1 protein-coding gene is annotated in these 10460 nt (G+C 77.1%); it reads right to left on the reverse strand.

All coding sequences use genetic code 11. The annotated features are described in order from the left end of the window. Nucleotides 1–13 precede the first annotated feature (13 nt). Nucleotides 14–10111, reverse strand: coding sequence for a type I polyketide synthase (locus tag FHU28_RS23680; RefSeq protein WP_184686655.1), 10098 nt, complete (start codon nucleotides 10109–10111; stop codon nucleotides 14–16). Between the last annotated feature and the right edge of the window lie 349 nt (nucleotides 10112–10460).

The following is a 10460-nucleotide window of genomic DNA, read 5'->3' on the forward strand; positions in this document are numbered from 1 at the left end:
GCGACATGCCGGATCAGGCCGAGCCGAACTCTTCGTCCAGCAGGCTGAAGATCTCCTCGGCGGAGGCCGACTCGAGGCTGGTGCCCTCGTCGGCGGCGGAGTCCGCACCGGCCTCGGTGTAGGTCCACAGGGAGAGCAGTTCGCGCAGCCGGACGCCGACGGCGGCCCGGTCGGTGTCGCCGGTGGACACCGCGCGCATGGCGTGCTCCAGCTTGTTCAGCTCGCCGAGCACCGTCAGCGCGGACGTGCTGCGCTCCGCCAGCAGCGCGCCGCGCAGGTACTCGACGAGCGCGGCCGTGGTCGGCCGGTCGTAGATCAGCGTGGAGGGCAGCCGCAGGCCGGTGGCCGCGTTGAGCCGGTTGCGGAACTCGACAGCGGTCAGCGAGTCGAAGCCCAGCTCGACGAAGCCGCGCTCGGCATCGATCGAGCGGATCGACGCGTAGCCGAGGACGGCGGCGGCGTGGGTCCGCACCAGGTCGGAGAGCACCTGGTCGCGGTCGGCCTCCGCCGTGGCGGCGAGGGTCTCCCGCAGCGCCTCTGCCGGGTTCCGCTCGGCGGCCCGGGCCGCGCCGGTCGCCGCCGGCCGCACCAGCGACCGCAGCACCGGCGGCACCGCCGCCGGCCCGTGCCGGCCGATCAACGCGAGGTCCAGGTCGACCGGTACGACCACCGGCTCGGCGAAGCGCAGGGCCTCGCTGAACAGGTCCATGCCCTCCTCGGCGCCGAGCGGCACAAAGCCGCCCCGGTTCATCCGGGCCTCGTCGACGTGCCCGGTCTGCCCGTCGCCGGTGTCGTTGACCCACGGGCCCCACGCCAGCGAGAGCGCCGGGAGTCCCCGGTCGTGCCGGTGCTGGGCGAGGGCGTCGAGGAAGCAGTTCGCCGCCGCGTGGTTGGCCTGCCCGGGGCCGCCGAAGAGGCCGGCCGCCGAGGAGAAGAGCACGAACGCGGCCAGGTTCAGCTTCTCGGTCAGCTCGTGCAGGTGCCAGGCCGCGTCGACCTTGGGTCGCAGCACGGTGTCGAAGCGCTCCGGGGTGAGCGCCGGCAGGACACCGTCGTCGAGCACCCCGGCGGCGTGCACCACGCCGGTCAGTGGCAGGTCGGCGGGGAGCTGGTCGACCAGCAGGGCGAGCGCGTCGCGGTCGGTGACGTCGCAGGCGGCCACCCGGACGGTGGCGCCCAGTCCGGCCAGCTCGTCGACCAGCGCGGCGACGCCCGGGGCGTCCGCTCCGCTGCGGCTGACCAGCAGCAGGTGCCGTACGTCGTGCCGGGTGACGAGCCGGCGTGCCACGAGCCGCCCGAGCAGGCCGGTCGCCCCTGTCACCAGGACGGTGCCGGCGGCCAGGTCGGGGCCGGACGCCTCGGCCGGGGGCGGCCCGAGGCGGGTCAGCCGGGGCACCCGGAGCTGCCCGGCGCGTACGGCGAGCTGGGGTTCGCCCGTGGCGAGGGCGGCCGGCAGCAGCGCGGCGGCCGGGGCGTCGTCGTCGACGTCGAGGAGCACGATCCGGTCGGGGTTCTCCGACTGGGCGGAGCGCAGCAGGCCCCAGGCGGTGGCGGCCGGCACGTCGGCGATCCGCTCGTCCGGGTCGACCCGGACCGCGCCGCGGGTGACCACCACCAGCCGGGCGGCGATCAGGGCCTCCTCGGCGAGCCACTGCTGGGCCAGTGCGAGCATCCGGTGGGCGACCCGGTGCGCCTGGGCGGCCGGGTGCGGCTCGTCGGCGGCGGCTCCGGCGCAGGTCACCACCACCGCGTCGGGCGCGGCGGCGCCGGCGCGTACGTCGGCGACCAGCGTCGACAGGTCCGGGTGCCGGTCGGCGCCGGACCAGTCGGCGCCGAGGACGACCAGCCGGGAGGCGGTGTCCGCGCGGCCGGTGGTGGGGGCGAGCCAGTCGAGGCGGTGCAGGGACCGGCTGACGGAGCGGCGGGCGGCGCTGAGCTGCTCGCCGGAGATGGGCCGCAGGACCAGACCGTCGACGGAGGCGACCGGGGTCGCGCCCGTGTCGGTGACGGTCAGGGCCACGGAGCCGGCGTCGGTGGCGCGCAGCCGGATCCGCAGCTCGCGGGCACGGGTGGGCCGGATGGTGACGCCCGACCAGGTGAACGGCAGGCCCGGGCGGATGCCGGGGCCGCCCTCGGTGCCCGACGCGCCGCTGGCGGGGTCGCCGGCCGGGTCGTCGGCCGTGGCGCTGGCGCCGATGGCGTGCAGCGCCGCGTCCATCAGGGCCGGGTGCACCGAGAACGCCGTGGTGTCGGTGGACGCGTCGGCGTCCAGGGCGACCTCGGCGAGGATGTCCCGGCCCGAGCGCCAGGCGGCACGCAGCGCCCGGAAGGTGGGGCCGTAGTGGTAGCCCTGGGCGGCGAGCCGGGCGTAGAGCCCGTCGAGGGCGATCGGCTCGGCGTCGGCCGGCGGCCACACGGCGGCCGGCGCGGGGTCCGGGTCGGCGGTGTCGGCGAGTTGCCCGGAGGCGTGCCGCTGCCAGGGCCGGGAACCGTCGGCCGCGGTGTCGTCGTCGCGCCGGGTGTGAATGGCGACGGGCCGGTGCCCGGTCTCGTCCGGCGGGCCGACGCGTACCCGCAGGTCGATTCCTCCATCGGTGGGGATCGCCAGGGGCGCCTCCAGGTTCAGCTCGGCGACGGTCGCCGCGCCGGCCTGCCGGCCGGTCCAGGACGCGAGCTCCACCAGGGCCGTCCCGGGCAGCAGCACCGTGCCCAGCACGGCGTGGTCGGCGAGCCAGGGGTGGGTGGTGAGGGTGATCCGGCCGGTGAACAGCAGGCCCTCGTCGCCGGGCAGGTCGGCCACCGCGCTGAGCAGCGGGTGGTCCACCACGTCGAGGCCCACGGCGGGCAGGACGGAGCGGTGCGCGCCGGTGCGCTCCAGCCAGTAGCGGTGCCGGTCGAAGGCGTACGTGGGCAGGTCGACCGGTTCGGACTCGGGCAGCAGCCGGCGGTGCTCCACCGGCAGGCCGAGGGCGTGCGCGGTGGCGAGGCCGGTCAGCAGCCGGGTGGCGGCGTCGGCCGAGCCGCCGAGGGTGTCCAGGACGTGTCCGGGGGTGCCGGCGGCGTCGAGCGCGGCGGCGATCCCGGCAGCCAGTGCCGGCTCCGGCGAGACCTCCACGAAGGTCAGGTGTCCGGCCGCGACGGCGGCACGCAGGGCGGCGGCGAGCCGCTCCGGCCCCCCGTCCCCGGCGCCGGGGACGGCCGGGGCCGCGCCGGGGGTGGCCGGGTCGGTGCCCAGGGTGGCCGGGTCGGTCCAGTGGTCGACGCCGAGGCCCGCCGCGTCGGCCCAGTCCCCGGTGACAGTGGAGGCCAGCCGGGCGGTCCCGGGCTGCGGCGCGAGCCCCGCCAGGGCGGCGCGGAGGCCGTCGTGGTCCAGGCCGCCGGCGGCGGCGCGGGCCCGCATCGCCACCGTGCGGGCGGCGTCGGGCAGGGACAGCAGGCCCGCCACGTACGCGGCCACGACCTCGCCGTCGCCGGTGCCGACGACAGCGGCGGGGGTGACACCGGCGTGCCGCCAGACGGCGGCGAGCGCCACGCCGACGGCGAACCGGACGGGCCGGGCCAGCTCCGGCCGGTCGGCCCAGGCAGCGTCCGCGCCGGTGAGCAGGGCGGCCGGATCGACGTCGACCCAGGGCGCGAGGGCCTGCCGGCACTCGGCGAGGGTGTCGTCGAAGACCGGGCAGCGGCCCACCAGTGCGGCCACCGCGCCCGCCGGGGTGGCGCCCGGGAAGACGAACACCGGTCCCGCGCCGTGGTTGGCGACGGTGCCGGTCACGACGTTGCCGGCCGGGGTGCCGGCGGCGAGCGCGTCCAGGCCGGCCAGCAGTTCGCCGGGGGTCGCGCCGAGCACGGCGGCGCGCCGGTCGAACGCCGAGCGGGTCGCGGCGAGCGACCAGCCGACCGCCGCCGGGGCGAGGCCGGGGTGCGCGCGCAGGTGCCGGGCCAGCCGGGACGCCTGCGCGGCCAGGGCCGAGGTGGAGCGGGCCGAGACGGGCCAGGCCACCACGTCGGCGGTGAGCAGCCCGGCGGGGCGTTCCCCCGCCGCAGCGGCTGGCGGCGGCATCGGTGCGTCGGCCGCCTCGGCGCCGGCGGGCGCGTCGGCGGGCAGCTCGACGACCACGTGGGCGTTCGTGCCGGAGATACCGAACGAGGAGACCGCCGCGCGGCGGGGCCGGTCGGCGGCCGGCCACGGCCGGGACCGGGTCACCAGCTCCACGTCGCCGGCCGACCAGTCGATGTGCGGCGACGGCTCGTCCACGTGCAGCGTCGCCGGTACGGTGCCCTCCCGCATCGCCAGCACCATCTTGATCACGCCGGCCACACCGGCGGCGGCCTGCGCGTGGCCCATGTTCGACTTGACCGAGCCCAGCAGCAGCGGGCCCGCGTCGCCCCGGTCCTGCCCGTACGTCGCCAGCAGCGCCTGCGCCTCGATCGGGTCACCGAGGACGGTGCCGGTACCGTGCGCCTCGACGACGTCCACGTCGGTGACCGCCAGCCCGGCGCCGGCCAGCGCCTGCCGGATCACCCGCTGCTGGGAGGGGCCGTTGGGGGCGGTCAGCCCGTTCGACGCGCCGTCGGAGTTGACGGCGGAGCCGCGTACCACGGCGAGGACGCGGCGGCCCTGCCGCCGGGCGTCGGAGAGCCGCTGCACGAGCAGCATGCCGACGCCCTCGGACCAGCCGGTGCCGTCCGCCGTCGCGGCGAAGGACTTGCACCGCCCGTCGGAGGCGAGTCCGCCCTGGCGGGAGAACTCCTGGAACGCCGTCGGGGTGGCCATCACGGCCACGCCGCCGGCCAGCGCCAGGTCGCACTCGCCGCGCCGCAGCGCCGCCCCGGCGAGGTGCAGCGCCACCAGGGACGAGGAGCAGGCCGTGTCGACGGTGACGGCGGGGCCCTCCAGCCCGAGGGCGTACGCGACCCGGCCGGAGATGACGCTGTGCGCGGCGCCCGTCATCAGATAGCCCTCGACGCCCTCGGGTACCTCGGTCAGCCCCGTGCCGTAGCCGGAGGTGGAGGCGCCCACGAAGACGCCCGTACGGGTGCCCCGCAGCGACGCCGGGTCCACCCCGGCCCGCTCCAGCGCCTCCCAGGACGTCTCCAGGGTGAGCCGCTGCTGCGGGTCCATGGCGAGGGCCTCGCGGGGCGAGATCTCGAAGAACGCGGGGTCGAAGTCCGCCACGTCGTGGAGGAAGCCGCCCGCCGGCGGGTGCGTCCCCTCGGCCGGCTCGGGGATCTCCCAGCCCCGGTCGGTGGGGAACGGCGAGATGGCGTCCACGCCGTCGGCGACCAGCCGCCAGAACGCCTCCGGCCCGTCGACGCCCCCGGGGTAGCGGCAGGCCATGCCGACGATCGCGACGGGCTCGTCGGCGTCGACGACGACGGCCTGCGGGGCGTCGGCCGGGGCGGCGCCGGAGACCAGCTCGCGCAGGTGCGCGGCCAGCTCGGCGGGGGTCGGGTAGTCGAAGACCAGCGTGGTGGGCAGCCGCAGGCCGGTGGCCGCGTTCAGCCGCCCCCGGAAGTCCACGGCGGTCAGCGAGTCGAAGCCGAGGTCCTTGAACGGGCGCCCGCGCAGCTCGTCGGGGGTGGCGTGGCCCAGCACCGCCGCGGTCTGCTCGTTGACCAGCCGCAGCAGCTCCCGCTCCTGCTCCGCCGCCGGGAGCGCCGCGAGGTGGCGCAGCGGCGCCGCGACCCCGTCCGCCGGCGCGGCGGCCTCCTCCTGCGCGACGAGCGCCCGCACCTGCGGCAGGTCGCCGAGGAACGGGCTTGGCCGGGCCACCGTGAACGCGGGGTGGAACCGGCTCCAGTCGACGTCGGCGACGGTCACGCAGGGCGTCGGCCGCCGCAGCGCCCGGTCGAGGGCGACGAGCGCCTTCTCCGGATCGACGGGCGGCAGGCCCATCCGGTTGAGCTGCTCGGTGGCGACGTTCTCGGCGGCCATGCCGTGCGCGCCGCCCCAGGCCGTCCAGGAGACGGCGGTGGCCGGCCGGCCCCGGTCGCGCCGGTTGACGGCCAGGGCGTCCAGCAGGGAGTTGCCGGCGCCGTACGCGCACTGCCCGGCGCTGCCCCACACGCCGGAGATGGAGGAGAACATGACGAACGCGGCGAGGTCGCGCTCGGCGAGGCAGGCGTCGAGGTGCAGGGCGCCGAGTACCTTGCCCGCGACGACGTGGGAGAACTCGTCGAGGGTGGTGTCGGTGATCGGGGTGAGCTGGTCGGTGCCGGCGGCGTGCACGACCGCCGTCAGGTCGGGCAGCGAGCCGACCAGGTCCGCCACGGACCGCCGGTCGGTGACGTCGCAGGTGGCGACGGTGACCCGCCCGTCGGCGCCGTACCGGTCGAGCAGGTCCGCCACGGCGAGGGCGGCGGCGCCCCGGCGGCTGGCCAGGACCACCCGCCCGGCGCCCCGGTCGAGCAGCCAGCGGGTGACGTGGCCGCCGAGGGCGCCGGTGCCGCCGGTGACCAGGACGGCGCCGGACCACCAGTCACCGGCCGGGTTCTCGTCGATCGGCGGCGGGGCCGGGGTGAGCCTCCGGGCCCAGGTGCCGCCGGGGCGCACGGCCACCTGGTCCTCGCCGCCGTGGCCGGCCAGCACGGCGGCGAGCCGCCGGGTGGTGGCGGCGTCGACGGTGGCCGGCACGTCGACCAGGCCGCCCCAGCGGTGCGGTTGCTCGACAGCCGCCGCGCGGCCGAGGCCCCAGACCTCGGTCTGCAGCGGGTGCGTGACCCGGTCGCCCGGGGCCGCCGCCACCGCGCCGCTGGTGACGCACCACAGCGGCGCCACCAGGTCCAGGTCGGTCATCGCCTGGACGAGGGCGAGGGTGCCGGCGGCGGCGAGGGTCACGCCGGGGTGCCCGGGCAGCAGCCGGTCCTGGCCGGCGACGACGGCGAGCACGCCGTCGACAGCGCGGCCGCCGGTCAGCACCCGGAGCCGGGCGGCGAGCGCCGCGCGGTCCAGGTCCGCGGCGCCGACGCGCAGCACCAGCGGCTCGGCGTCGCCGAAGAGCCCGGCCAGGCCGTCGGCCCACGCCGGCGCGTCCTCGGCGGGCAGCACGACCAGCCACCGGCCCGCCGGGGCGTCGCCGTCCCCGACCGGCACGGGCTGCCAGCTCACCTGGTACGACCAGCCGTCCACGAGGGAGCGTTCCCGTCGGGACCGGCGCCAGGAGGACAGCACGGGCAGGGCCGGCAGCAGCGCCCGCACCTGCTCGTCGTCGTCGCCCAGCTCGCCGCGCAGCGTGTCGACGTCCGCCTGCTCCAGGGCGGCCCAGAACTCCTCGTCGCCGTCGGCGGAGGCGGTGTCGGGGCCGGCGGGCGGCGGCTCGGGCCAGAAGCGCTGGCGGCGGAAGGCGTACCCGGGCAGCGGCACCCGCGCGGTCTCGGCGCCCGCGTACAGCCGCGTCCAGGCGACCTCCACCCCGCCGACGTGCAGCTCGGCGAGGGCGGTGAGCGCCGACGTGGGCTCAGGGCGGTCGCGGCGCAGCAGCGCCACGGCGGCGGTCTCGTCGTCGGCCAGGACGTCGCGGGCCAGCGCGGTGAGCACCCCGCTGGGGCCGACCTCCAGGAACGTACGCACGCCCAGGGCCCGCAGCTGCTCGACGCCGTCGGCGAAGCGGACCGCCTCCCGCACGTGCCGCACCCAGTACTCGGCGGTGCGGATCTCGTCGGCGTCGGCGACGGCGCCGGTCAGGTTCGACACGATCGGCAGCGCCGGCGGTTGCAGCTCCAGCCGGCGCACCACGGCGGCGAACTCGGCGAGCATCGGTTCCATCAGCGGGCTGTGGAAGGCGTGGCTGACCCGCAGCGGCCTGGTACGTACGCCCTGGTCGGCCCAGCGGCGTTCGAGTTCCTCGACGACGACTGCGGTGCCGGAGACGACGACGGCGGTGGGCCCGTTGACGGCGGCGACGGCGACGGCGTCCTCGACGCCGGCCAGCGCGGCTCGGACGGCGTCGGCGGGGAGCTGGACGGCCAGCATCGCGCCGCCGGCCGGCAGGGCCTGCATCAGCCGGCCCCTGGCAGCCACCAGCGTGGCGGCGTCGGGAAGCGACAGCACACCGGCCGCGTGCGCGGCGGAGAGCTCGCCGATCGAGTGGCCGAGCAGCATGTCCGGGACGATCCCCCAGCTCTCCAGGAGCCGGAACAGCGCGACCTCGACGGCGAACAGGCCGGCCTGGGTGTAGAGGGTCTGGTTGAGCAGCCCGCCGGCCTCGTCGCCTTCGGGCGCGAAGAGCACCGGGGCGAGCGGGCGGGGCAGGTGCCGGTCCAGCTCGGCGCAGACCTCGGCCAGCGCCCGGTCGAAGACGGGGAACGCGGCGGCCAGCTCGCGGCCCATGCCGCTGCGCTGCGCGCCCTGGCCGGAGAAGAGGAACGCGAGCTTGCCGCCGCGCGGGCCCGCACCGGTGACCAGGCCCGGGGCGTCGCCGCCCGCGGCCAGCGCGCGCAGGGCGGCGGTCAGGTCGGCGCGGTCGCCGGCGAGCAGCACGGCGCGGTGCTCGAGGCTGGCCCGGGTGCTCGCCGACGACCAGCCGACATCGGTCAGTCGCGGCTCGGGGCGCTCGTCGAGCCAGTCGGCCCAGCGGGTGGCCTGCGCGGTCAGGGACGCGGCGTCGCGGGCGGAGACCAGCACCGGCACCAGGCCGGCACCGTCGACCGGGGCGGTGACGGGCACGGTGACCGGATCGGTCGTGGCGGCGGGGCCGTCCGGGGCGTCCGCCGGGGCCGGGTCGGCGGCGGGCGCCTCCTCGATGATCACGTGGGCGTTGGTGCCGCTCATGCCGAAAGAGGAGATGCCCGCGCGGCGGGGCTGTTCCCCGGCGGGCCACGGCTGCGGCTCGGTCGCCAGCGACACCGCGCCGGCCGTCCAGTCCACGTTGGGCGTCGGCTCGTCGACGTGCAGGGTGGCGGGCACGGTGTCGTGCCGCAACGCCATCACCATCTTGATCACGCCGGCCACGCCGGCGGCGGCCTGGGTGTGGCCGATGTTCGACTTCACCGAGCCGAGCCAGAGCGGCCGGTCGGCCGGCCGGCCCTGCCCGTACGTCGACAGCAGCGCCTGCGCCTCGATCGGGTCGCCGAGGGTGGTGCCGGTGCCGTGCGCCTCCACCACGTCGACCTGCTCGGGCGCGAGCCGGGCGCTGGCCAGCGCCTGGAGCACGACCCGCTGCTGGGACGGGCCGTTGGGGGCGGTCAGACCGTTGCTCGCGCCGTCCTGGTTGACCGCGCTGCCGCGTACGACCGCGAGGACGGGGTGGCCGTTGCGGCGGGCGTCGGAGAGCCGCTCGACGAGCAAAAGGCCGGCCCCCTCGCCCCAGGCGGTGCCGTCGGCGGCGGCTGCGAACGACTTGACCCGGCCGTCCATGGCCAGGCCACGCTGGCGGCTGAAGCCGATGAAGGCGGACGGGGTGGACATGACGGTGGCCCCACCGGCCAGTGCCAGGGTGCACTCGCCCTGCCGCAGCGCCTGGCAGGCCAGGTGCAGCGCGACCAGCGACGACGAGCAGGCGGTGTCGACGGTGACGGCGGGGCCCTCGAGGCCGAGCGCGTACGAGATCCGGCCGGACACGACGCTGGCCGCGGTGCCGGTGAGGATGTAGCCCTCGGTGCCGGGCGGCGGCTGCTGGAGCAGCCCCACATAGTCCTGGCCGGTGGTGCTGGCGAACACCCCGACCTGGTGGCCGCGCAGCGTCGAGGGGTCGATGCCGGCGTGCTCGAACGCCTCCCACGACGTCTCCAGCAGCAGCCGCTGCTGGGGGTCCATGGCCAGCGCCTCGCGCGGCGAGATGCCGAAGAACGCGGCGTCGAACTCGGTGGCGGAGTCGACGAAGCCGCCCTCGGCCACGTACGACGTGCCGGGGTGGTCGGGGTCCGGGTGGAACAGCCGTGCCAGGTCCCAGCCGCGGTCGGCGGGGAACGCGGAGCAGGCGTCGCGGCGGGAGTCGACGAGCTCCCACAGTTCCTCGGGCGAGGCCACCCCGCCCGGGAAGCGGCAGGCCATGCCGACGATGGCGATCGGCTCGCGGTTGGCCGCCTCAAGCTCGCCGAGCTTCCTCCGGGTCTGGTGAAGGTCCGCCGTCACCCATTTCAGGTACTCCCGGAGCGTATCTTCAGTCGCCATTGACGCCACCTCTTCGGGTCGGAGAGAAACAGCGACCCAATACCGTCCACGGACGCCACAAGCCGCGAAGATCCAAACCCATTCAGCCGACCACGAATTGCCAGACAAAATGGCGTTTCAGCCCCCCACCAGGTCTTACGCGCCGGACGAAAGGTAATTGTCGCCGGACGGCGGTCACAACCCCTAGCGTGCCCCTACGGGTGCCCCTAGGTGGCGGGGGCGCAGGCTGGGCCGACCCGCCCCGCGAGCGGTGTGGCGCACCGCCCTCGCGGGGTGCGGCCGGGCGGGTGCGCGGACCCGCCCGGCCCAGCGTGTCACGACCGTCGACAACGGTCGTACGACACCATTC

Origin of the sequence: Micromonospora echinospora (assembly GCF_014203425.1) — a bacterium.
In the GTDB taxonomy this organism is placed as follows: Bacteria; Actinomycetota; Actinomycetes; order Mycobacteriales; family Micromonosporaceae; genus Micromonospora; species Micromonospora echinospora_A.